The 24,693-nt window shown below is 48.5% G+C and carries 13 protein-coding genes; 4 read left to right on the forward strand and 9 right to left on the reverse strand.

Annotated features, from left to right (window positions below):
- Window positions 1-14: 14 nt before the first annotated feature.
- The 7 genes from M2134_RS14825 to M2134_RS14855 all read right to left on the reverse strand — a co-directional run bounded on the left by M2134_RS14825 (window position 15) and on the right by M2134_RS14855 (window position 15,030).
- On the reverse strand, window positions 15-1,118 hold the full coding sequence (locus tag M2134_RS14825; RefSeq protein WP_280752336.1) for a DUF5627 domain-containing protein: 1,104 nt from the start codon (window positions 1,116-1,118) through the stop codon (window positions 15-17).
- Window positions 1,119-1,147: 29 nt separating this feature from the next.
- Entirely contained in the window at window positions 1,148-2,935 is a 1,788-nt protein-coding gene (locus M2134_RS14830; protein ID WP_280752335.1) for a RagB/SusD family nutrient uptake outer membrane protein, read from the reverse strand.
- Between the two features lie 29 nt (window positions 2,936-2,964).
- Window positions 2,965-5,778 carry a SusC/RagA family TonB-linked outer membrane protein gene (locus tag M2134_RS14835; protein WP_280752334.1) on the reverse strand — a complete coding sequence of 938 codons (2,814 nt, stop codon included), beginning with the start codon at window positions 5,776-5,778 and terminating at the stop codon, window positions 2,965-2,967.
- A 29-nt stretch (window positions 5,779-5,807) separates the two neighbouring features.
- Complete coding sequence (locus M2134_RS14840) at window positions 5,808-7,676, reverse strand: RagB/SusD family nutrient uptake outer membrane protein (RefSeq protein ID WP_280752333.1); 1,869 nt, start codon at window positions 7,674-7,676, stop codon at window positions 5,808-5,810.
- 11 nt (window positions 7,677-7,687) lie between these two features.
- Window positions 7,688-10,747: a TonB-dependent receptor gene (locus M2134_RS14845; RefSeq protein ID WP_280752332.1), complete on the reverse strand. Its 3,060-nt coding sequence runs from the start codon at window positions 10,745-10,747 to the stop codon at window positions 7,688-7,690.
- Between the two features lie 198 nt (window positions 10,748-10,945).
- Window positions 10,946-12,676 carry a glycoside hydrolase family 43 protein gene (locus M2134_RS14850; RefSeq protein WP_280752331.1) on the reverse strand — a complete coding sequence of 577 codons (1,731 nt, stop codon included), beginning with the start codon at window positions 12,674-12,676 and terminating at the stop codon, window positions 10,946-10,948.
- 335 nt (window positions 12,677-13,011) lie between these two features.
- Window positions 13,012-15,030: an outer membrane beta-barrel family protein gene (locus M2134_RS14855; protein WP_280752330.1), complete on the reverse strand. Its 2,019-nt coding sequence runs from the start codon at window positions 15,028-15,030 to the stop codon at window positions 13,012-13,014.
- 151 nt (window positions 15,031-15,181) lie between these two features.
- Here M2134_RS14855 and M2134_RS14860 point away from each other — a divergent pair, with 151 nt between their 5' ends.
- Genes M2134_RS14860 through M2134_RS14870 form a run of 3 tightly spaced genes read left to right on the forward strand, consistent with a single transcriptional unit; the run spans window position 15,182 to window position 18,036 of the window.
- Complete coding sequence (locus M2134_RS14860; RefSeq protein ID WP_280752329.1) at window positions 15,182-16,474, forward strand: prolyl oligopeptidase family serine peptidase; 1,293 nt, start codon at window positions 15,182-15,184, stop codon at window positions 16,472-16,474.
- A 6-nt stretch (window positions 16,475-16,480) separates the two neighbouring features.
- Entirely contained in the window at window positions 16,481-17,518 is a 1,038-nt protein-coding gene (locus M2134_RS14865) for a low specificity L-threonine aldolase (protein WP_280752328.1), read from the forward strand.
- A complete protein-coding gene (locus M2134_RS14870; RefSeq protein WP_280752327.1) occupies window positions 17,515-18,036 on the forward strand; it encodes an ATP-binding protein in 522 nt (173 codons plus the stop codon). The genes M2134_RS14865 and M2134_RS14870 overlap by 4 nt, the downstream gene beginning before the upstream one ends.
- Window positions 18,037-18,770: 734 nt before the next feature.
- Here the strand turns inward: M2134_RS14870 and M2134_RS14875 are convergent.
- Together M2134_RS14875 and rlmD are read right to left on the reverse strand one after the other, a co-directional pair.
- Window positions 18,771-20,171: a transglycosylase SLT domain-containing protein gene (locus tag M2134_RS14875; RefSeq protein WP_280752326.1), complete on the reverse strand. Its 1,401-nt coding sequence runs from the start codon at window positions 20,169-20,171 to the stop codon at window positions 18,771-18,773.
- 4 nt (window positions 20,172-20,175) lie between these two features.
- Window positions 20,176-21,591, reverse strand: coding sequence for a 23S rRNA (uracil(1939)-C(5))-methyltransferase RlmD (rlmD, locus tag M2134_RS14880; RefSeq protein ID WP_280752325.1), 1,416 nt, complete (start codon window positions 21,589-21,591; stop codon window positions 20,176-20,178).
- A gap of 203 nt (window positions 21,592-21,794) precedes the next feature.
- On the opposite strand from rlmD, the gene ppdK reads away from it, so the two are divergent.
- Window positions 21,795-24,515: a pyruvate, phosphate dikinase gene (gene ppdK, locus M2134_RS14885; protein ID WP_280752324.1), complete on the forward strand. Its 2,721-nt coding sequence runs from the start codon at window positions 21,795-21,797 to the stop codon at window positions 24,513-24,515.
- The last annotated feature ends 178 nt before the right edge of the window (window positions 24,516-24,693 follow it).

Genomic DNA, 24,693 nt, shown 5'->3' on the forward strand with positions numbered 1-24,693 from the left:
TAAGAAACTACTTGTTACTTCTCTGCCGGAGTAAACCACTCGGCTTTCATACCTCTGTCTCTTGCTACCAATATATCATCTGTTTTATAATGGTGCTTTTCATAAACAGGCTCTTTTCCGCCCGGTGTATTGGGGAAGGTCATTTCGACCTCAAAGCCCGTTTCATATTTCAGATACATGCCGTCTCTGTCTTTATTACCCCAACTGTTTTTCTCGCCTAATTTGACAAATTTACCGCTTCCAGACGAGGTGATGTTGTAAATCCTTACACTGTCATTCACCTGAACACTGGTCGCGCTTGGCGTGATTGTACATTCGTCGTTTCTGTCAAAGCTGAGTCTGGATGAAACAGGAAGATTTACCCCTGCAGCATTCTCATAAACAGCCGGAAACTCACAGTCGGACAAGGAGTAGGTGTTCAGTTTGAAAACCTCATCTTTTTCAACATACTGTTGCTGGCGTGTCACATTGGTGGTTACTCCGTTTATGGTCACCACGTCTGTTCCGCGTCTCAGGTAATAACCGTCCCATGTGTTGATATACTTCACGGCATACAAGATGTAATCTTTCGGAAGCACATCCCAATCGGAAGCAACGGCGCGTCGGGGGTTAGCCACCAGCGGCGTTCCGGAAAGAATACTGTCGGCATTGTTTACGCTTGTCATCACAACCGGAATCACATAGGTTGTTTCTAATGATTTCGGATCATTGAAGAAAGCGTCAGTCAGTTGCACGGTTACACCGCCCAGTAACTTACCCTTCTCAATCACAATCTTATCGGAAGAAAGCGTATAATAATTGGATGGCATAGCCACAACTTCCGTATTCAGATCTTTATAGATGAGTCCGTCGCATAATGAATTGTCGACACGGATACCGATTTCGATGTTCTTTTTGTTTTCATAAACACCACCCATGGTAGCCATGATCTGACACTTATGCGCATTGTCCAGCGTGGTGTCAAACACATCCTCGCCTAAGCAAATGGTCCGGATGGGACTCTGATACGCAAAATACACAGCGGTATATTCGTAGTCAGGAAATTCCCAATCGCCATTTTCGCAAGAAGTGAATAGGCAGCCTGTTATGGCTAATAATAGAAATATTGCTCTTTTCATTTTCTTTATTTTTAAATCGTTCGACATGATTACCAACCCTTGTTCTGAAGCAGGTTGCTAAACTTGATCACTTCACCGTAGGGGATTGGGCCATGATACATATGATCTTGATAGGAACGGGTTTCAACTTCGGGAAGAATATTATATCTACCTCCGTTGATATCCATACCTTTCGCAGAAGTCTTCAGGTCTGCTTTCCAACGGCGAAGATCCCAGAAGCGGAAGCCTTCAAAGCAAAGTTCCAAACGACGTTCGTTGCGAATCAACTCACGCATTTTGTCTTTATTGCCCTTGATAGATTCCAGGTAGGCATCTCCATTGTCTTTTCCAACACCTGCTCTAGCGCGGATCGCTTTGATCACGTCATAGGCAGAATAACCATGAGCACCTGTGCCTGTAGGTCCCCATGCCTCATTAGCCGCTTCGGCGTAACCCAGGAAGATCTCCGTGTAGCGGATGAACGGCTTGTAATGGTAAGCGGGAGTCTTGGAACTTGGATTGGCATTCACGGTCTGACACAACAATTTCTTCATGTAGTATCCGGTACGCGTGGAGGTTTCCGTTTTGTTGAGCGCGTTGTTGTCTGTACCATCAGATGCTGTCGTGATTGTGCTGCTCTGTGGGCCTGCCTTGCTTCCGTTGCGGAGGATATACAGGTCGAGACGCGGGTCACGGTTGGCATACGGATCGTTTGCACTATATCCGCTTTCGCTTTCCGAAATAGGATAGCCATTAGCCATCGGGAAGGCGTCTACCAGGTTCTGTGTCGGGTTGAGACGTCCGCTACCGAACAGGGTAGGGGGATAATGTGTCTCTTCCAAAGAACTGGAGCTTTCTTTGTTTGAACGCCACAGGATCTCTTTCGGATTCACACCGGCTTGCAGGTTCTCGATGGCTTTTCCATCGACATACCATTGGTTTCCTAACGGATCGATTTCCGCGATCGGGTTGCTTCCCAGACCGTTTAATACGATAGCCATCTGGTTGGCTGCCTCTTCCCAGGAAACAGTCGTTCCTTCGGTATAAGCCGGGCTGGCTGCTAATAAAGCTGCCTGGGCACGAACCGCTTTGGCGATACGTCCGCTCATACGGCTACGGGCATTGTCACCAAACACACGGGTGTACTGACCGGCTGTCACGCCACGTGAACGATACTTGGCGGGCACGTCGATATCATCTTCTATCGCGCCGTAATCTTCCGGCAATAAGGAGAGAGCCATCTCTACGTCGGCATTCAACTGGTTGATACATTCCTGGAAGGTATTACGCGGCAGATTGAACTCCGAAGTAAGGTCTTCCGGTTCGGTCAGAATGGGTATACCCAGTAATTGTCCGTCGGTAGCCCATCCACCGTGGTTCAACAGAAGGTGATACATATAGAGCGCGCGCATACCGTAGGCATCACCCTTCATACGTTCTTTGAACAATTCGGCTACTACTTCGTCTTGCGCCCATTTCACATCATCGGCAATGGCAAGGAACTGATTCAGATATTGCCAAGAGGCACGCAGGTACTGCCAGCGATCCATCGGATTGTTGTTGGCACGCCAGGAACCGGTAGCCATCGTACGGTAACCATTATTCGGGTCATTCGATACGGCGTCGTCGGTTGCTACATCGTTGAAAGACCAAGATCCCAACGGATTACTGATATAGGCATGACCGATAAGTCCAACAGCCCACAGAGGCATGTCATACAAAGCGTCTTGATCCTTATGGTTTTCTATAGCCGGTTCGAACAGGTCGTCGCAGCTGGCCAGCATAGAGATCAAGGGTACTATTAATACAAGTATAGCTACTTTCTTTATATTCTTCATAACTGTATTCATTTTAGCTGATTGTATCATTAAAAACTACAGGTAACACCCAGGTTATAAAAGCGTGTCTGAGGCGCGCTTCCTACATTCATCTCCAGATGTTTGCGCTCTTTCGCAATAGTCAATAGGTTATGACCGCTCAAATAGATGCTTAACCCTTTAACAACACCGTTTTGCAAGAGGTGCTCCGGAAGGTCGTACGTGAGTTGTACTTGTGCCAGCGTGAAGCGGCTGCTGTCGTATAACCAGAAGTCAGAGCTACGGAAATTGTTTTCTCCGTTTGTTGTGGTCAGACGAGGATACGTAGCTGTCGCTTTGGTCTCTTCTGTCCAACGGTCGCGTACGATCTCTGAGTATTTGCGCGAGCTATGTACCCAGTAGTAAGAACTACTTTTGAGTCCATGTCCGCCGAAATAACCGTTACCCATCGCAAACAGGGTGAAGTTGCGCCATTTCGCAGTGAGGTTAACACCCATACGGAAAGGAGTGCCTGCGCGTTCCAAGAAGACCTCATCGTTCGAGTCGATAACACCGTCACCATTCTGGTCTTTGTACTTAATATCACCCGGTTTCAATTCGCCGAACTGTTTCGGTGAATTGGCGATTTCTTCCGGGCTATTAAAGAAACCTAAGTTTTCTAATCCCCAGATAGCATTCAACGGCTGGCCGATGCGTGTTTGATAATCATACGCATAGTTTTCATCGCGACGCTCAGCTTCATCGGTGTAATACATACCGCTCACGCCTAATGTCAGATCCACTTCGCTTACCTTCTTATTCGCGTAAACGCTGAAGTCGAAACCGGAACGTTTGTCGATGTTATAGTTTACATACGGAATAATAGAAGAGGTCGGATAGCCTGTTTGCGTAAAGTAAATAGGATAGAGCGAAGTCGGACGCGCAAGGCCACCATCTATCTTACCGGTGAAATAGTTGAAATCGAAGCTGATCAGCTTGTTCCAAAGCGAACCGCGCAGACCGGCAGTGATCTCTTTGCGTTTCACAAAGGTCATCTTCATATTGTCACCACGTTGGAATTCCGTAGCTGATTCGCCACCCAGGTCTCCCCAAGAGTACCAGCCACCACGTTGCATAATGGATTTATAGAGGTAATAACCTTGTGAGTCTCCACCTGTAATGTCAATGTCCTGACTGATGATACCCGCGGATACATTCACCATCAAATCGTCGAAAGGCGTATTGTCGAAGAAGCTTTCCTTCACCGGACGCCATCCCAATGTCAATGTCGGTGAGAAGCCGGCGCGATTGCCTTCGGGTAACTTAGCCGAATAGGGCATGGCCGCGCTGAAATCAACATAGTATTTCTGCTGGTAGTTATACGAAGCCTGCAAGCCTAAGTTGGCATTACTCAAACGATGGTATTCGCCGTTCCGCTGTGTTTGCCAGATATTTCCAATAAACATAGCAAACAGGTTATGATCCGCATTAATGGTCTTTGAATAATCAAACTGTGCCGACACATTATAGGTATAACGGTAAGCCGAGTTGTCGATGTTTTCATTACCTGACTTACTGTCGTTACCATACTGTGTCACGCTGGCGATCATATCTGTTCCTGCGTAGTTTGACCATACCGGCTCGAAGGTAGCATAGTCGTTTGAATAACCCTGGTTGTAGGTCGAAGCATAGTCGATACCATATTTGGCACGGAAGAACAAACCTTCAAGCAATGGCTTTAGGTTTACGTCGAACCGGGTATTGAACTGGAACTGACGACTTACAAACTTGCTGTCACCGGCTGCATAAGCGTCGGCAATCGGGTTAGTCGGGTCAAGCTGTGTACCTCCTAAGAAATACTTACCACCGATGATGTTATTACTGGCATTGATTGTATTCCAAGAAGGAATATCGTTTTCTTCCAGGAAACTAAGCGGGATAAGCGGAGACACACGGTTCGGTCTTAAGGTGGCAGCATTCGACCACCAGTTACCGGCAGCAGAGAATGAGTCGTAGAACGTTACGTTCGCATCGGCTTGAGCCGTGATCAGTTCGTGCAGTTTTATGTCCAAGTTACCACGCACAAAGAAGCGGCTGATATAATTATCTTTTGCATTACCGACCTTCAATAACGAAGATTCTCTGTAATAACCGGTCGTTGTGTAGTATTTTACTCTTTCATTACCACCATAGATTTCCGCGATACCTTCCGAGCGGTTGTACATCTTCCGCAGGTAATCGGAAGAATACATATCCAAGTCCGGATAGCGGTAAGGGTTCTCGCCTGATGCGTGATGATAGATATCCTCTACACTGTAGCTGGGAGTCAACCCGTCGTTTACACGCGCTTCATTATACAGTGTCATGTATTCGGCAGATCCGAGATATTTAGGGTATGCTTTCGGAGTAGCCATACCAGTATTGGCACGTACATCGATGCGTATATCGCCCAGTCTCCCACGTTTGGTGGTGATCTGAAGCACGCCATTGGCAGCACGGCTACCGTAGAGAACGACGGCCGCCGGTCCTTTCAACAGGGTGATTTGATCGATTTCGGTAGGAATCACGTTGTTTGCATCACGTACCATCCCGTCGACAACAACCAGGTAAGAGCCCAAGCCCCATAAATTACCATTCATACCCCCTACCACGTTCTCCAAAAAATCCAGACTGTATGTGGTATAGGCTTTGTTTGTTAGTTCCTTCACGTCGATTGTGGAAACACCTCCTAAAAGGTCTTCCTGGTCGATGTCTCGAAACGCTACTTGTACTTTGCTCTCTTCCGTATCACCTGATATCTCCTGTAGTGGCTCCTGAGAAACGGCATACACGGAACAGAAGGTGAACATAGCGCAAAATACGAGTCCTTTATATATATGTTTCATTGCTATCTTTTATTAGAGTTATCAAATTCTTACCAACCCGGATTTTGTGCAAATTCGGGATATATAGTGACATCCTCCGTTTTGAACGGTAACCAATAGTGCTTGCTTGAGAGATTACGCTGAATAACGACCTCTTCGTCCCAGTTTACTACCGCATTCTCTTTCGGATCAGCCTTCGGATCGAGCGGAGCCGCGCGATCGAATAATTGTTCCGTTTTGATGTTATAAGGATATTCCGTCAATAACAACCAACGACGCAGGTCATGGAAACGATGGCCTTCGAAAGCCAATTCTACGGCACGTTCTCTGCGCACTTCACTCATAAAGCCATCTAAAGAAGCGGTGTACTTATCGGCTACGGGAGCTACACCGGCGCGTTCACGAATGGTGTTGACCGCTTCGACAGCGCTTTTCGAGAAAGAGGCATCCTTGGCATTGGCTGAGCCATATCCTTGCGCGGCTGCTTCCGCGTACATCAGGTAAACATCCGCTAAACGTATCCACGACAGATGGAGGTGTGTCGCATAGCTATAGCCATAGGTCTTATCCCAGTTGTTTGCTCCTAACGGAATAAACTTATAATTCAGATAGCCCGTACGTGAAGTCTTTCGCGGGTCATTGCGGAAGTTACCCCCGTTATACAGGTTGGCATAGCGATATTGCTCATCCTCCGCATTGGTGATGGTTCCCGATACAATCTTCACACCGTCATATACGATGTCGTGATAGAAGCGCGGGTCTCTGTTTTTCCACGGATGTGTAGGATCAAAGTTGGAATCCGGATCATTGAGCGGAAGACCGTCGGCTCCTCCGTAGTAATTGACATAATTGGCCGAGGGGCAAAGAACGATACCGTCACCTTCTGCCATATTGGCAATCTGATACGAGTTCATCTGACGCCAGTAAGAGTCGGCTCCGTATGTCGGGCTTCGCACGATCGCTTCGGTACCACCGGGCATCAACCAGTTCTGTTGAATGGTATAGAACAGAGAGGTGTAATTTTCGAAATCAACCAAGGCATATTGTGTTTGTCCACCTTCTACCAAGCTCAAGAGTTGTCCCAGCGCGGAAGCTGCCTTTTTACACATTTCGGCATCATAGGTTTTCGGACCGTTCACGCCATTGGCCATCAACGGGCTACCGGCATACAAATAGGTCTTTCCCAAATAGGCCAGAGCCCATATTTTGTTTGCGCGCAACGCATTGTTACCTGCCGTACGACGACCAATCTCGGTGTTATCCCAGTCGATAGGAAGCAGGTCGGCTGCTTTCTGGAAGTCGGCTGCCATCTTTTCCGCATTCTCGCGATAGGTTTCGCGCGGAAGGGTCAATGGCTCATCACTTGGCAATACATAGTCGATATAAGGCAGACCACCCCAGTATGAAGTCAGTTGGAAATAGAACCAAGCGCGTAAGAAATAGAGCTGTCCTTCAACCATCTTGCGTTCATCGGCAGAGGCATCAGTCATTTTACCGGCAGCCAAGGCTTCGAGCCCCATATTAGCTACGCGGATACCATACCATGAACCGCCCCAAATGGCTTTTTTAAAGCGGTCGGTTCCTGTGTCCCAATTGCGATCGAGGAAACAGTGACCGGCTCCAATATAATTACGGTAGTTACCACGGTCGATACTGAATCCCATCAGGTATTCACCATTACCAATCGTTACTACTTCGTCTTCGCCCCAGTTAAATGAGCTTACCCAGTTTGCTTTGGCAATATCCGGAGCCAAATGATACATTCTTTCTACATACCCTTGGAAGTTGGTAAAGTTCTTAAAAGCATCATCCGCGGAGATAACCGAATCCGGTTCTTTGTCTAAGTACTCCGTACAGGATGACAAAGCGAACAAAACGGATAAGATCCCGCATACATAAATTATTAATTTTGTTTTCATCATATTCTAGATTATAATGTTAATCTCAAACCAATATTAAAACGTCTTTGCGTCGGATAGGCGGAGTTACCTCCCGTATTCGACTCGCGGTCGTCTGGCATCTTAGTCCATAAGAATAGGTTGTTTCCGTTCACATATAGTTTCATGCTGTTGAAACCGATTGATCGCATATTGAAGGTGTAGGAAAGCTCCGCATACTTCAAACGGAGATAGGAACCATCAAACAAATAACGAGTTCCCGATGTGTATGTGCTGGGTTGTGTTCCCCAACGAGGCAATGGTACATCGGCGTTGATATCGTCTTTCGACCAGTATGAACCTTCGTTGAAGGCGGTGTTTTTCACTCCACCCAAACTGCTCAGCCCTACGTAACGGGTTACATTGTTTACCCCATAGAACTGTACGAAGAAGCTCCATCCTTTATAATCTACGCCTACCTGTGCGTTCAGTGTGTTCTGAGGTGTGCCTGTGTAGCCATAAGGCACCTGGTCGAACGAAGAGATGATACCATCGGCATCGTAGTCGAGGATGATGTAGTTACCCGGTATACGAGAGTCGTCTAGGGCATCGTGTGCCGTAGAACCATACAACTCATCCCAGTTATTATAATATCCTTTGTCGATGTAAGCCGTTGTCTGGTTGATCGGTTTATTGGCTTTCTTCTGATATTCGGGTTTCAATTTGGGATCATCCGCCTCGATAATCTTATTCTCAGCGTGCGTATAGGCCGCGTTCCCCCACAGACGCCAGTCCTGATTCAGTGCTTTTGTCCAGCGAAGTTCAATTTCATATCCCTTGCTCTCTACCTTACCCAGGTTCGCTACAGGCGCTGTTGTTCCATAGTAGGAGGGTACCGCGCGCGTTCTGGTAAGAATATCTGTTCTCTTGTCCTGGAAATAATCGACAGAACCGGCAAGTGCTCCGCCAAACAGCGCGAAGTCAGCTGCTACGTCCAGCTTGGTGGAAACCTCCCATTGGAGATTGGGGTTACCTACCTGTGATTCAAAATACCAATTGTATGGGCTGTTGGAAGAGTTAACTCCGGTCAATCCTTGACGGAACTGGCCACCATAACCCCAAGTGTCCATATAGAGCCAACGTCCATAGATATTGTCGTCACCGATCTGCCCGTAAGAAGCTCTGAACTTGAAAAGGTCAAGCCATTTCAGGTCGAGGTTCTTCATGAAAGGTTCTTCGGTAACCATCCAGCCGATTGCTCCTGAGTTGAAAAGACCAAATCGGTATTCTTTTGCGAATTTTTCTGATCCGTTGTAGGCGATATTGTATTCAAACATATACCGATTGGCATAATCATAGGTCACACGACCTACCCAGTTCTCTCTATAATAAGGCTGCTCGCTTCCTTTCGCATACTGTTCGCGGCTGAAGTTACCCATCGCGCCTACCGTATGTTTTCCAAACGTATTGGCGTAATTGATCTGTGCCGAATAATTCAAACGACGGTAGGTTTGTCTGTTGTCTACAGAACCGGGGCCTGTGGTCCAGGCGATGTTGTTCTGGTAGTCGAATTTATTGTTGCCGTCTACCGTCACGTCGGTGTATTCCTTTCCTGTTTCCGGGTCGATCCACTTATGCGGGTTGGCTTCCCAGTCGTTGACATCATCGATACCACGGTTGTATTCCTGGAAGCTATTGTCGAATGCCAGTTTCGCTTCCACCGATAGACCTTTCAACCAGAAGCTGAGGTCTTGTCTCAGTGTAAAGTCGGTATTCAACCGGTCGGTTGTGGTATAGGCCACCCCGTTTACACTGATGTCCTCCATCGAGTTGGTCGATGCCTGCGTTGGGTTCGGGTAATAGAATCCGAATGTTCCGTCGCTGTATTTGGGGCGAAACGCATCGGGAGATACCCCGTAGAAGGCAGCCCATACCAGGTTTTCGTATTGACCGGCGGAGGCTTGTTTTACGCCGTGTGATCCCGAGAGATTCACCTTTAAATCGGTAGTTTTTGTCAGTGAGAAGTCTAAGTTACTACGTACGTTGATACGGTTATACCCATATCCCGTTTTGTATCCACGGTTGTTATCGAATTGTTTGTAGATGTCACCCTCGTAGGCGTAGTCGACGCTGGCGAAATATTTTACAAAGCGCGTACCACCCGAAAGATTGACGTTGGCATTGTAAGAGGTTGCTACATCTTTTAATAGTTCATCCACCCAGTTTACGTTTGGATAGCGTTCGAACTCTTCCAGATTGGCCGGATAACGATACTTATTGATGGTTTCTTGCGGCTGGTAATAGCTCCAGGAAGCTGGAGAATAACCCAATTCGTTTTCGATTACACGGTTACGCAGGCTTAACGCGTCGTATGAGTCCATCATATCCGGCAATTTGGAGTAGGTTTTCAGCGTGGTGCTCAGATTGACATTGATTGTTGCTTTTCCCTCTTCTCCGCGTTTGGTGGTGATCAGGATAACCCCGTTTGCCCCACGAACCCCGAACACAGCGGTTGCCGAGGCATCTTTTAATACGGAAATCGATGCTACGGAGTTGATATCCACACCGTTCATCGGACGTTCGATACCGTCAACGAGTACCAACGGTTCGCTACCGTTCCACGAGCTGACACCACGAATTGTGATTTCCGGGTCTTCTTCCCCGGGTTTACCAGAGGAGGTCATGGTGACAACACCCGGTAGGTTACCGGTCAAGGCCTGACCCAAGCTACTCACACCCCCGGTGCGTTCCAGTGTTTTGCTGGTTGTTTGCGCGATCGCACCCACCACAGAGGCCTTCTTTTGCTGACCAAAACCTACCACAACCACCTCTTCCAGCTGTTGGGAGTCTTCTGCCAGCGTGATACGCATTACTTGGTTTGGAGTTACCTTTACCTCTTTTTCAGTCATACCGATGTATGTAATGACAAGAATCGTGTTGGCACTCGGAACGGTCAACTCGAAGTTTCCGTCTATATCCGTAATCGTGCCGGTAGAAGGATCTCCTTTCACAATAACATTAGCACCGATGACGGTTTCTCCGCTTTCATCGGTAATTATTCCTCTCACGGTTACTCTGTTTTGTGCCGAAACGACCAAACAACTGAGTAACATGAATAAAAGGAAGTAATGAATTTTTTAAATTTGTTTTTTTACATTTTCCATTACCGTTAGTTTAAGATATTAATAATATTCTCGTTCAATTGATGTTGCCGGGGAACTGTTTTGTTCGTCCGGCCAGCCTTTAGGTGTCGTTGTACCATTCCATTTCATTTTAATAGTTTAATAGATTGTTGTTTAGTGATTTTTCTCTTAACGTGTGGCATACATGCCAATCGTGGTTCCCGTGAATCCGCCGGCTGTCGCTGTCGACAGGTATCCGGCGTCTATGTTCTTGCTTAGTAAGTCCCATTTGTTGTCCCCCATCGCGTAATAAAAGTCATAGACAGTGCCTTTCGATACGACCTTAAAATCGATGACGGTGGCGTCGTTCTTTATGTTGTGTTTTATTAATGTTTTGTTTCCGTCTTTTTCTATCCGTTGAAGAGAAACATAACGTTCCGTACCCTCCATGCCGGTGAAAAGAAAATACTGATGCGCTTCATCTTTAAATAAGAGTAGACCCGCTTTCTCTTTCTCGTCGGAGGGAGAGAATAATAGACGTGTGTTACATTCAAATTTATGATGTTGCATGCGCCGACAAATGAAAGCGGGTGTGCCTTTCTCTGTTGCGCTCACCGGAGAGCATTTCAGGGTGAGGTAGCCCGGTGTTTCGGTCAACGAATAGAGGTCTGTAGCAGGGCCTCTCAGGGTCATCCAACTCATATCCAATGTATTCTCATCGAATGTGTCATATACGGCGAAGTTCCCGAAAGTAACGGTGGAATCGCGTTTTACTCCTTCGCGTTTTACAATGACCGGAATAACATCTTTCTCTTGTGTTATATACGGGAAGCCCTCTTTATGCCATTTCACCGGCATGGCAAAGGTCTCACGTCCCAGGTTCTCAAACTTATTGTTGATAGGGCGGCAGGCGAGAAAGAACGCCCACCAATCACCCTCTTGGGTCTGAATCAGGTCGGCATGACCGGCACAGGTGATGGGGTTGGGGCGGTCGGCACTTAAGGCTCTTTGGGTTAGAATTGGGTTGTTTTCCCAAGGAATGAACGAACCCATCGGGGAGTCACCGCGGAAGATGACTTCGGAATGCCAGCCACCGGTACCTCCTTCGGCAGACATCAGGAAATAGCGTCCGTCTATCTTATATAGATGTGGCCCTTCGATCCAGATCGGTTTTTCTTCGGGACGTGCGCCTTTGTCGACGAGTATTTTGCGGGGACCTATTGTCTGGTCGCTCTCTACGTCGAATTCCTGGATACGGATCGTGCGGTGTCCGCTGTATTCCGGTTTGTAGTTAGGGGCGTCATCGTTATTCACGATATAGGCTTTCCCGTCTTCGTCAAAGAAAAACGAAGGGTCGATGCCCTGGATGCTTGGCAGCATGATCGGATCCGACCATTCGCCAAAAGGATCCTGTGTCTTCACAAAGAAATTGCCTGCGCCCACATTGGTGGTGACCATGTAGTAGGTCTTGTTGTGCGGGTTATACTCGATGGCGGGTGCAAAGATGCCACCGCTAATGCCTTGTCCTGCCAGGTTGACCAGTTGAGAGGGGCGGCTTAGTACATGTCCGACCTGCTTCCAGTTGACCAAATCGCGGCTATGGAAAAGGGGCACTCCCGGGAAATAAGAAAAACTGGAGGTGACGAGAAAGTAATCTCCTTGGTCATTGGCACAGACGCTTGGGTCAGAGTACCAGCCTGGTAATACCGGGTTGTAAAAGCAATTTTCTTCCGGTAACGGATTGGATGTGTAGATGTCATCTTGCCCAATGTAGCTGAAGTGGTCGAAGAGTGCGACCGATTTTCCGACAGCCGGCATCTCTTTATGCTCTTTCGTGGGGTTGCATGAAGCGGTGGACAGGCCAATCGTACATGCCGAAAGCCATAAAGCGAACCATGGTTTTATGACGATTCTTTTCATCTTGTGATTTTACTATTCTAATGCGTACTCTCTGTTTTTACTTCTTCAAAACAAACCCTCATAGAGCAACAGGGGAGAGAGTGGTTTTTCTCGTGGTTTCCTGTGGTTCTCCAATTTGAGTGGCTTCTTTCGTCATGCAAACATAAGAAGAGGCTTTTAATAATTTATGTAAAAATGCTACAGGCCTCTTTGAGTAGGTTACATCTTTTTGTTTCCATGTAACATAGATTTTGTTCCATGTTACATTTTTAACATAAAACCCTTTTAGTGAGCTTTTTATGAGGCGATGATGTAACATCGCCTCAGGGATAGATGAAGAGAATGTCTGACTTATGTTACAACCGATAGCTGACCATCAGCCAGGCGACCCGCGCGTCTCGGTTGCGGATTTGTTTCATTTGTAGGTCGGGGGTGTGGATGGTGGTGACCTCTTTGAGGCTGTCGAATAGGTTGTTTACGCTAAGGCTCAAACGTAGCCGTCTTTGCATCAGGTGTTGTGAGATTCCGGTATTGACCGTGTAGCGGCTTTCGATCTCGCCCTGGGGTGTCAGTTGGTCGGAGAGGTAGAATCCGTCGATCTGCCATTCGGTCGTTGGGGTGATATGCAGGTTGATATTGCCTTTCGTATCCCAGCAGAACATATTCTTCCGCATGCCGTAGCCCAAGGAGCGCCCATCGATCTCGTCGCGGAAGAGATTGGCGGCAATGCCTACCGATAGCAGCCGGGAAGGGCTCCAGGAGGCGGCTATTTCGGCACCGAAGACGCGGCTGTTTCCCATGTTCTCTTTTCGCCAGATATCTTGCGACTCATGGGTGTACATCACCTCCATGATGCGGTCGGTTTTGTGGCGGAAATAGAATGCGGGGGTGAGATGAAAGTGGGGATGATTCCAGCTGTAGCTCAGTTCGGCTACGTGTACGAGTTCGTTCTTCAGGTCGGGATTGCCCTGGACGATATGGGTGGCGTCGCTGATATCGACAAATGGATTTAATTCTTTACCAAGTGGGCGGTTGATGCGTTGTATATAATTAAACGACAGGGTGTTCGCATTAGGCGTTTGGTAGGATAGGCGCAGGCGTGGAAAGAGGTGTTTGGCGTCTTCCCATTGCAGCCCGATCTCTCCCTTCAGCTGTTGCCATTGTTTTTCGAGCGAAGCGAAGGCGGTGTGGATATTCCGATGAAACGTGAAGTTGTTCGATTTCTGCGGATTGGGTGTCCAGTTCCCATTCGTCAGGTTGTTGGCTTCCGTCGTCGACTCCTCTCTTGTGAAGCGTCCGGTGTATCCGGCTTTCAATAATAGGTTGGTAGCGAGCTCTTTTTGGTAGTTGGCGGCGACGTAATAGTTCCTCTTTTCCTGGCGAATAAAGAGGTTATCTTGTGCTACGATCGCGCCGCTTGTCGCGTTTTCGTTTTTGTAATCGTTGTCTTCGTCATAGAGGAAGTTGTTGTAGTTGAATACAATCATCAAACGGTCGCTGGGACGCGCGAAATGATGTGTCCAGCGTGCCTCCATGGCATAAGCATCTTGCAATTGATTGTTGTAGCGATGGCGAAGCATCTTGTTAACCACCTCGCCTGCCGGATTGCTTCGGGTGTTGTTGATCGCTCCATACCGGCTGTAATCCATCCGATGATAGAGCCCGTAGAGGCTGATGTGATCGGATTCCGTAGGGGTGTATCCCACCTCGAGATCGGCCACATGCACCTCCGGGCGGGCAGAGGCATTGTTGTTCATAGCCGTGGTGCCACCTTTGTTGGTGGTCGTCTTCTGAAAGGCACGCTCACGAAATTCCCGGCGGAAGTTATACCGGCCGGTGAAATGGAGCTTTTTGTTCTTTAAGTGGACAGCAGCCCCGGCATTGTAGCGCTCCTGCCAGCCCCCTCCCAGATGAAGCTGAAGGGGAGAACCCTCCGTCGAGGTGGCGGTGGAAAGGTCGATTGTGCCGGCGTCGCCGTCAGACATCCGGTCGATGGAAGGGTAGGCAGTCGCCTCTATCCGGTTGAAGAAAAAGGCGGGCAGCTGAATCAACAGATCCCCGCTCTGCTCTTCCAGTAAACCGTAAGGTACTCCCCGTAATAGGACCTTGGCGTTGGTGGAGCCGCGAAAGGTGATGCCTCCCTCTATGTCTGTTGTCAGCGAGGGGATATGGCGCATGGCTTCGGCCGCGGTGACGGGCATGGAAGAGATGTTGTTTTCGACCAGCAGGCGTTTTGTTATCCCGCTACTGATGCCGCCAAACCGTATTCCCCGGACGTCAATATGTTGGAGTGTAACGGTCGTATCGACCGGCGTTTGAGAGAAAAGAGTCAAAGAAGATGTTGCCAGCAATAGTAAGGTGATTAATTTTTTCATTTGTGTTTTGCGTTTATTGTTCTGTGCAAAATTAGAGAAAAGTTTCTTTTTTCTTTTGATTTTTGCCACTATCTTCAAGCCGTAAATCGGGACGGCCGCTAAATCAAGGTGTTGCCGGAGGCCGAAGAAAACTATTTTATACGTTGACGCCATGAAAAAATCTTTATTAAAATGGGCTGTTTTGTTGCTGTTGTTGCTTCCTGCAAAAGGCTTGATCGCTCAAGAGTCAGCTCCCTCCCTATCACACGCTTTGTCGAAAGAACAAAAGACCTGGCGTGATCTTCATTATTTTTCTATCGACTCAACCTTTACGAAAGCCGTAGAGCCGGAAGAGGGAGCCGCGCGGCTGGAGGCTTTGAAAGCACTCTATGATGACCAAGCCTCCTGGCAGGCTCGGCGAAACCAGTTGGAAGCCGGCATCCGGGAGGCTCTCTTATTGCCTGAGAATACCGTCGGAATGCCTTTGCCGCGGAGCTTACGCACAAAAACGATCGAGCGAAACGAGGGCTATACGATCGAGAACCTGGCGTTGGAGATCCTGCCGGGTGTATGGGTGACGGGTAATCTGTATCGTCCGACACAGATCGATTCCTCTGCCAAATGGCCGGCTGTTCTTTCGGCGCAGGGGCATGGACGACTGGAGCCTTCGGCATCGGCTGCTCGCTTTGAGCCATCGGGGCAGGTGAGGTGTGCTCTGTTGGCTAAGATGGGAGCGGTGGTGTATCATTACGATATGTTTGGTAGCGGCGAATCGGGCTTGCACTTTGGGCATGAGGCACACCGTACGGGTATGGCACAGGCGATACAGACATTTAGCTCGATGCGCATTATTGATTATCTGATCTCTCTTCCTTATGTCGATCCTATGCGGATTGGTATGACAGGCGCTTCGGGCGGAGGCACACAAACCTTCCTGGCTACAGCGGTCGATCCGCGCATTGCGGTGGCTGTTCCGGTGGTACAGGTATCTTGCTTCTTCCCGGGAGGATGTCCCTGTGAGAGTGGGCGACCGATCCATCTGATGTGTCAGCCGGCGTCGAACAACGCGGAGATCACCGCCATGGCGGCTCCCCGTCCTCTGCTTGTCGTTTCCGATGGGGGCGACTGGACACGCACCGTCGATCAGGTAGAGTATCCCTTCATTAAACGAACCTATTCATTCTATGGAAAAGAGGCGTTGGTGGAGAATGTGCATCTGCCTGATGAGAAGCATGACTACGGGCCGAGTAAACAGATTGCCATGTTTAACTTCATGGCCAAACACCTGGGCGTAGATGCCTCTTCGGTAAAAAATGAGAACGATGAATACGATTTCTCTTCCGTTCAACCTATCGACTGGGAGGAATTATTGGTATTCCCCGCAAAGAAGCTGCCCCAAGGGCATGTTACCTCTATTGCTCAGATCTATGCGGAGATGATAAAAATGAATTCTAAAAAACGATGAATATATATGAGAAGTTTTGCAAGTGACAATAATTCGGGTGTGCATCCGCGGGTTATGGAGGCGGTATTGGAAGCTAACAAAGATCATGCGGTCGGCTATGGTGATGATCCCTGGACGATAGAGGCCACGATAAAAATAAAAGAGTTGTTTGGCGCAGCGGCCGAACCTTACTTTGTGTTTAACGGAACCGGAGCCAATTCGGTCGCTCTGCAGGCGGCTACCCGGCCATTCCATAGTATTCTCTGTGCGGAAACAGCCCATATATTCGTCGATGAATGTGGTGCGCCGGCCAAGATGTCGGGCTGTGCCGTGGTGGCTATACCCACGCCCGATGGCAAGCTCACGCCGGAACTGGTGAAGCCCCGCTTGCATAATTTTGGTGTTTGTCATCATTCGCAACCCAAGGTGGTCTACATCTCCCAGGTATCAGAACTGGGCACGGTGTATACAATCGACGAAGTGCGCGCCTTAGCCGAATTGCTTCACGCCCATGATATGTATCTTCATATGGACGGCGCCCGCCTGGCCAATGCCTGTGCCTCGCTGAATTGCACCATGAAGCAACTGACGGTAGATGCCGGAGTCGATATCCTGAGCTTCGGAGGAACGAAAAACGGTATGATGATGGGCGAAGCGGTGATTGCCTTCCGCCCGGAATTGGCAGAAAATCTGATCTATTACCGGAAACAATCGGCCCAGCTGGCTTCCAAGATGCGTTATCTCTCGGCGCAATTTGTTCCCTATCTGACGGATAACCTCTGGATGGAAAATGCTATGAAGGCGAATATCAGTGCTAAGAAACTGGAAGAGGTTTTGCGTGCCTGGCCGCAAATCCGCTTCACGCAGAAGGTAGAATCCAATCAGCTCTTCTTCACCCTGCCAACCGAAGTCCTGACACGTTTGCAGGAGGAGTATTTCTTTTATATGTGGAACGAAGAAATCAATGAAGCCCGCTTGGTGACCTCTTGGGACACTTCGGGAGAGGATATCGCCCGTTTCGAACAGTCGCTGAAAGAGATATTCGAACAGGTGGGTACAGAATGAATAATATAAGCTTCCATATCACCGATATTACCGCCAACTCTATCCGCGCGGGGGCTACGGTTATCGATCTGATCCTGGTTGATAAGCAGGGCAACCGGAGCGTTACGGTGTCCGACAATGGCTGCGGCATGGATGCCGAAACCCTATACCAGGTGACCAACCCTTTTTATACCACCCGCACCACCCGCAAGGTAGGCTTGGGGCTTCCTTTCCTGAAACAGAATGTGGAACAGACAGGCGGTGAGTTTAATGCCTGGTCGAAGCCGGGAGAAGGCACCCGCATTACTGCCATTTTTCGATCCGATCATATCGATTGCCCCCCCTGGGGTGATCTGCCCGAAACGATAGCTCTCCTGATCACCGGCAATCCGGATGTCGATATCCGTTTCTGTTACGAAACCGCCACCCACGAATTCGCCATCTCTTCGAAAGAGATCACGGAGGCTTTAGACGGAATCCCCCTAAGCCATTCGCAGGTCTCGGCATGGCTCACGGAGATGATCCGGGAGAATATTTGAAGGGAGAAGGGAGAAAGGGGCGTCCTCAGATTTTGTAAGATGGGGAGGTAGGAATATATATTCATGGCTGAAGGCCATAGCGGGTCTGCAAGGCCCGCTGTGGCCTTCAGCCATTAAAGAAAATCTTCCAATTTGGGAATATTGAAGATTTCTTAGTGATAAAATAGTATCAAAATTTCTCCTCCTTTGCTAAGGAGGAGAAATTTTGTCACTACTTTTATGCCACTTTTGAGATCTTAAAAACCTTCCAATCTCCTCCTATTTGATTCCCAAGGAGCGCTGCAAGCGCGATTCAACCCAGCCCATGGGTGACCGAAGGGAACCCTGGGTGGTTTAGGTTAAAGTAAATGGAACTCTGAATCGAAGATCGGCCTTAGCCAAAGAGTGACTATTAGGTATTTGTGTATATAGTCGTTCTTTCAGAACTCCATTATTATTATACTCTGATACCCAGGGTTCCCTACGGTCACCCATGGGCTGGATTGAATCACGCTTGCAGCGCTCCCTCCCTTTCTCCTTCAAATCTCCTCCGATTGAAGTTCTCGAAATGGTAAATGTTAAAATACAAAGTGTAAGCAAAATGGCCGTTTTGTTGTACAAAACGATACGTTAAAAAGTGTTACTCGCGGGACTAATTTTAAATACCCCTACGTTTTTGGAAAAATACTCCTGCCAAAATATCAAAATGATAGTTGGAACTTTTGGGAAAATAGGGGTGAATTAACGTTTGTTAGCTATCTGGTTTCAGTCGCTTCTTTGTAGAAGGCGTAGCGATTCATGACGTCGTAGACATAGTTCAATGTTTCCGTGGCACGCAAATAGCCGTGTTTGATGTCGGGGTCGTTGTAATACTGTGGATCGCTTTTCATGCGGATGCCTTCCGATACGTTGTTGTCCCAGATGGTCGGGTCTTTTCCTGTTTTTTCGGCCAGGATCTGGGCGTCGTAGACGTGACCGACGCCGGCGTTATAGGAGGCGAGGGTGAGTTTGATAACCTCCTCTTTCTTCTCGAACTCTTCGAATCGTCGGCGGAAGCTTTTCAATACCTTGACAGCTGTTTGTATGCTTATTTCAGGATCTTTCACCTCGTGGGGACTGACCCCGAAGGCGCGGGCTGTACCGGGCATAATGCCCATAAGTCCTTCCGCCCCGGCCCAGGATACGGCCTGTGGGTTAAAGTGCGACTCCTGGTAAGCAATCGAAGCCAACAGTTGCCAGTCCCAGCCCAGGTCGGCCGCATATTTCTTGAATAAATGATCGTAGGGTGAAATCTGCCCGTCTTTCACGGTAGGTGTTATACCGTCGAAAGGTTGTTTGCTTAGTTCGAAATAGCGCTTCACCACGGCACGGTAGCTCTGCTGTCCTGTTTGACCAGCTGCCCATTCGTCGATGGCGGCTGCCAGTAACGGGCTCTGTCGGCTGACGATCCAGGAGGCACGCTGCGGGAAGCTAACCGGCAGGTTCAGATTGATATTCCAATGATAGGTCTTGTTGAGGCGCGCGGTCATTTCGTCGCTCACCGTATAGGGGATCTCTCCTCGGGAGACCATGCCAATCAGGTCTTCGGTGTTTATGGTGTCTTTTTCGATGTATCGGATCAGGATACCGCCGCCCAATTCGTCGTTCAGGTTGTCGAGACGTTGGGCATAAGGGGTGCCTGCCTGTAGGTAGACCTCCCGGCCGATCAGCTGGGTAACGTCGGTCAGGATCGTGTCGCGTCGGTTGGCACGCTGAACCAATACCTGTGCCGATTGCCGCTCCTGCCCGGTGTAAATGACAGATTCTTTCAGTTCGTTATCGACCTGAATGGGATAGGCCACCACATCGGCCTCACCGGCAAGCAACATCTCGACCAGGCGAGAGGAGTTCTCGGCGATCTTTAGGTTGATTGTCAGGTTGTGGGATTGTGCGAAATCCTTGATTAGTTCGTATTCATAGCCCATCTCTTCCATACGGTACTGGAAGTAGGAGGTGGAGCTGTATAAGGTGACGACAGTCAGTTCGCCCGCCTCGATCAGTTGAGGCAGGTCTTTGTGGAGGGGAGCTTCGGTTTTCTTTTTTACGCATCCCCCCAGGATCAAACATGTAAACAGTGAGATAAACAGCCCGAAAGCCGTTTTCTGCAAATGGGTCATTGTATTATTCTCTTTTCTCCAGTAAAACCACATTCTCCACATGGTGGGTATGTGGGAACATATCGACAGGTTGTACCTTCGCTACCCGATAGGACGGATCCAATAATTGCAAATCGCGTGCCTGGGTGGCGGGGTTACAACTCACATAGACAATACGTTCCGGAGCAGCGAAAAGGATGGTCTTGATGACATCATCGTGCATACCGGCACGCGGAGGATCGGTGATGATCACATCGGGACGGCCATATTGTAGGATAAAATCTTCGTTGAGGATATCTTTCATATCGCCGGCAAAGAAGAGAGTGTTGTCAATGTGGTTGATAGAAGCGTTTACCTTCGCATCTTCAATGGCTTCGGGCACATACTCGATGCCGATCACCTGCTGCGCCTGGCGGCTGACGAAGTTGGCGATGGTGCCGGTACCGGTGTACAAGTCGTAGACGAGTTCTTTTCCGGTTAGTCCGGCAAACTCCCGGGCTACCTTATATAGGGTATAAGCCTGTTCGCTGTTGGTCTGGTAGAACGACTTGGGGCCGATCTTAAAGGACAAGCCCTCCATCTCTTCAATGATATGGTCTTTGCCGTGGTAGACGATCACCTCCTGGTCGGTAATGGTGTCGTTACGCTTTTCGTTGATCACATATTGCAGGGAGGTGATCTCCGGGAACTGCTCCATCAGATAGGAGAGGAGTGCCTCCCGAAGCGGGGCATCCTCCTGGTAGAACACGACTACGACCATGAGGTCGCCGATCGAGGTGGTGCGTATCATCAGGGTGCGCATGAAGCCCTCCTGGTTGCGCAGATCGAAGAACGAATAGCCTTCGTGCGTGAGGCAATAGTCTTTGATGGCCAGGCGGATACGGTTGGATATATCGTTTTGCAGCCAGCATTGGTTGATGTCGAGCACTTTATCGAACATACCCGGGATATGGAAACCCAATCCGTTCATATTGTCGTAAGAGGTGTCAGACTTGATCTCCTCTTCTGTCAGCCATTTCTTATTGGAGAAGGTGAACTCCAGTTTGTTTCGGTAATAAACCGTTTTCTCGGAGCCGATGATAGGGAATATCTCTCCCAATTCCACCTTGCCGATGCGGGTCAGGTTGTCGACGACCTGTTTGTGTTTGTATTTGATTTGCTCCTCGTAGGGGAGATGTTGCCACTTGCAACCGCCACACACACCGAAGTGTTCACAAAAAGGGGTGGCTCGCTTCTCTGCATAGTGATGAAAGTGAACCGCTTTCCCTTCCGCGTAACTATTCTTTTTGCGGGTTAATTGGATATCAACAATGTCGCCTGGAGCTACGTAGGGAACGAATATGATTTTGTCGTTTTCTTTTGCAATTGCCTTTCCTTCTGCGGCTACATCAATGATTTCGATGTTCTCGAGCAGAGGTAATGGCTTCTTTTTTTTAGCCAATGTAGTATTCTTTAAATATTTCGCCACGCAAATGTACATATTTCATCGATACAATACGCTGAAAATGGTTATAAAACAGTTTGTTTATTCTTTCTTTATGGCGTGTTATGCTATTGAAATTATGTATATCTTTGCGCTTTGCAATGTCGAGTTGGCAAAATCGCAAACATATTGTATCATAATAATTACACTATTGTCTATTTATGGAGAAAAAAAGAGTTTACACCTTTGGTAACGGGAAAGCCGAAGGTAAGGCAGATATGAAGAATCTGCTTGGAGGTAAAGGGGCAAACCTTGCCGAAATGAATTTAATTGGAGTTCCGGTTCCTCCGGGATTTACGATCACAACCGAGGTATGCTCTGAATACTATGAACTTGGCCGTGAAAAAGTTGTTGAATTACTGAAAGCTGACGTTGAAAAAGCCATTCATAACGTAGAAGAGTTGATGAACTCTAAATTTGGTGACATCGAAAATCCGTTGTTGGTATCTGTTCGCTCCGGCGCACGTGCCTCTATGCCGGGTATGATGGACACGATCCTTAACTTAGGATTGAACGACGAAGTGGTAGCCGGTCTTTCTCGCAAGACAGGTAACGAACGCTTTGCATGGGACTCTTATCGCCGTTTTGTTCAGATGTATGGTGACGTAGTGTTGGGTATGAAACCGACCAGCAAAGAAGAAATCGATCCGTTCGAAGCGATTATCGAAGAGGTGAAAGAAGCCAAAGGCGTTCACCTGGATAACGAACTGGAAGTGGCTGACCTGAAAGAATTGGTAGCGAAATTTAAGGCTGCGGTGAAAGCACAGACCGGAAATGATTTCCCGACGGATGCTTACGAACAGCTGTGGGGAGCCGTTTGCTCTGTGTTCGATTCTTGGATGAACGAACGTGCCATCCTGTATCGTAAGATGGAAGGTATCCCCGCGGAATGGGGAACGGCTGTGAACGTACAGGCGATGGTATTCGGTAATATGGGCGAGACATCGGCAACAGGTGTTTGCTTCTCGCGCGATGCCGGTAACGGTGACGACGTGTTCAATGGCGAATACCTGATCAACGCGCAGGGTGAAGACGTGGTGGCCGGTATCCGTACACCGCAGCAGATCACCAAGGCGGGCTCTCAGTTGTGGGCTGAAATGGCTGAAGTAGCTGAAGAGGAAAGAGTCGCTAAATATCCTTCTATGGAAGAGGCGATGCCGGAGATCTATAAAGAACTGGATGCGATCCAACAGAAACTGGAAGACCACTACCGCGATATGCAGGATATGGAATTTACGGTTCAGGAAGGCAAACTTTGGTTCTTGCAGACTCGTAACGGAAAACGTACCGGTGCAGCGATGGTTAAGATCGCAATGGATCTGCTTCGTCAGGGAGTGATCGATGAGAAAACAGCGCTTTTGCGTATCGAACCGAACAAACTGGATGAACTGCTTCACCCGGTATTCGATAAAGAGGCTTTGAAGAACAGCAAGATATTGGCTAAAGGGTTGCCGGCTTCTCCGGGAGCAGCTACCGGTCAGGTGGTGTTCTTCGCGGAAGACGCTACCGAATGGTATAAAGACAACAAGAAAGTGATCCTGGTTCGTATTGAAACCTCTCCGGAAGACTTGGCTGGTATGGCTGCGGCGGAAGGTATTCTGACGGCTCGCGGCGGTATGACTTCGCATGCGGCGGTTGTGGCTCGCGGTATGGGTAAATGCTGTGTGTCGGGTGCTGGATCTATCAAGGTTGACTACAAAAAGAAAACAATAGAGATCGATGGTAAACTGTTTAAAGAGGGTGACTATATCTCATTGAACGGATCAACCGGAGATGTATACGAAGGACAGATCCAGACGATGGCTGCTGAGGTAACCGGCGACTTCGAAGAATTGATGAAACTGGCCGACAAATACACCAAGATGGGTGTACGTACCAATGCAGATACGCCGCATGATGCTGCTGTAGCTCGTAAGTTCGGTGCTTGTGGTATCGGTCTTTGCCGTACGGAACATATGTTCTTCGAAGGCGAAAAGATCAGAGCCATGCGCGAAATGATCCTGGCTGATTCTACAGAAGACCGCAAGAAAGCGCTCGAAAAACTGCTTCCTTACCAGAAAGAAGACTTCAAAGGCATCTTCAAAGCGATGGAAGACTGTCCGGTAACGGTTCGTTTGTTGGATCCTCCTTTGCATGAGTTCGTTCCGCACGATGAAAAAGGACAGACTGAGATGTCACAGGCTATGGGCTTACCGGTAGAGGTGATCCGTCGCCGTGTAGAATCTTTGGTGGAATTCAACCCGATGTTGGGTCACCGTGGTTGCCGTTTGGGTAATACCTATCCGGAGATCACTGAGATGCAGACACGTGCTATCCTGGGTGCTGCTTTGGAACTGAAGAAAGAGGGCGTGAAGACCTATCCGGAAATCATGGTGCCGCTGACCGGTATCGTATACGAATTCCTGGAACAGGAAAAGATTATCCGTGATACAGCGAAGAAACTGTTTGAAGAGATGGGCGACGAGATCGAGTTCAAGGTGGGAACCATGATCGAGATTCCTCGCGCGGCATTGACTGCCGACCGTATCGCTTCGGCCGCTGAGTTCTTCTCTTTCGGAACAAACGACTTGACGCAGATGACCTTTGGTTATTCTCGTGACGATATCGCTTCCTTCCTTCCGATCTACTTGGAAAAGAAGATCCTGAAGTTCGACCCGTTCCAGGTGCTCGACCAGAATGGTGTAGGCCAGTTGGTACGCATGGCAGCTGAAAAGGGACGTGCGCAACGTCCGGATCTGAAGTGTGGTATCTGTGGTGAGCACGGAGGCGAACCCTCTTCTGTGAAGTTCTGCCATAAGGTAGGATTGAACTACGTGTCTTGTTCTCCGTTCCGTGTGCCTATCGCACGCGTATCCGCCGCGCAAGCCGTACTCGAAGACTAAACGAAACGTTTAATACATACAAAAAAAGAGTTGCCTGACCCCAGGCAACTCTTTTTTTTGTATTCATGTTTGTGTTTTCAATCTCCTGACTTCGTCGCTTCATTTATCCTCTTTTTATAACATGCAAGAAGATAAGTGGTTGCATTTTTGCTTCACCCTATTTTGGGTGAATCGAAGC

Origin of the sequence: Parabacteroides sp. PM6-13 (assembly GCF_029892605.1) — a bacterium.
In the GTDB taxonomy this organism is placed as follows: Bacteria; Bacteroidota; Bacteroidia; order Bacteroidales; family Tannerellaceae; genus QVMG01.